Source organism: Nocardiopsis sp. NPDC007018 (genome assembly GCF_040635075.1).
Classification (GTDB): Bacteria; Actinomycetota; Actinomycetes; order Streptosporangiales; family Streptosporangiaceae; genus Nocardiopsis.
Genome location: NZ_JBEYHA010000112.1, coordinates 1 through 1,144, shown reverse-complemented (window position 1 = coordinate 1,144; position 1,144 = coordinate 1). Strand labels below are relative to the sequence as shown.

Here is a 1,144-nt window from a genome sequence, read left to right as displayed (position 1 = left end):
CTAGTGTTCTGAGTCGTTAATTCGATGAAGATATGCGGCGATGGTCTCGAAGATCTCCTCGGCCGTCTTGGTCCATACGAACGGCCGAGGATCGTCGTTCCAGGTGTCGATCCACGCCTGGAGTGCGGTCTCCAGATCATTGACCGAGGTGTAGGACCCCCGCCGGATCATTCGGCGGGTGATCTCGGCGAAGAACCGCTCCACCAGGTTCAACCAACTGGAATAGGTCGGGATGAAGTGCAGGTGGAAGCGGGGATGGGCTAGCAGCCACTCCTTGATGATCGGCGCCTTGTGCGTGCCGTAGTTGTCCACGATCAGGTGGACATCCAGCTCATCGGGCGTTTCACGGTCGATCTGGTTGAGGAACTTACGGAACTCGATGGAGCGGTGCCTGCGGTGGTGGGCCGAGATCACCTTGCCCGAGGCCGTGTCCAGAGCCGCGAACAGGGTGGTCGTGCCGTGCCGGATGTAATCGTGGGTCTGGCGTTCGGGCACGGCGGGCATCATCGGCAGCACTGGGGCTGACCGGTTCAGCGCCTGGATCTGGGACTTCTCGTCCACGCACAGCACCAGCGCCGCGTCCGGCGGGTTCAGGTAGAGGCCGGTGACGTCGCGGACCTTCTCGATGAAGAACGGGTCGTTGGACACCTTCCACTCATCGACCAGATGGGGCTTGAGGCCGAACGCCCGCCAGATCCGTGAGACGGCGGTCTGGTTCAGCCCGGTCTTGGTGGCCATCGACCGGGTCGACCAGTGCGTACCCCCGTCCGGTGGGGGCTGCTCCAGGGTCTGCCGGATGACCTCTTCGACGTGGGCGTCGGTGATCTTGCGAGGTTGGCCCGGACGCTCCTTGTCCGAGAGAGCTTGGAGTCCGCCGTCGATGTAGCGGTTGCGCCACTTGCCCACCGTCTGCGGCCAGACCCCCAGTTTCCGGGCGACCTCGGCATCGGTGCCGCCCTCGGCGCAGCGCAGGATGATCCGTGCACGCTGCGCCATGACCTGCGCCGACGTGCGCCGACGTGCGATCTGTTCCAGCGTGCGCCGGTCCTCGTCACTGACTACCAGGGGTCTCTTCTTCCTGCCGCGTTGCGCCATGAGACCATCGTAACCAATTCTTCATCGAATTAACGACTCAGAACACTAG

At 63.2% G+C, this 1,144-nt stretch carries 1 protein-coding gene; it reads right to left on the bottom strand.

All coding sequences use genetic code 11. The features are described 5' to 3' along the window. Positions 1 to 1,095, bottom strand: coding sequence for an IS630 family transposase (locus ABZ635_RS27120; protein ID WP_357770089.1), 1,095 nt, complete (start codon positions 1,093 to 1,095; stop codon positions 1 to 3). Between the last annotated feature and the right edge of the window lie 49 nt (positions 1,096 to 1,144).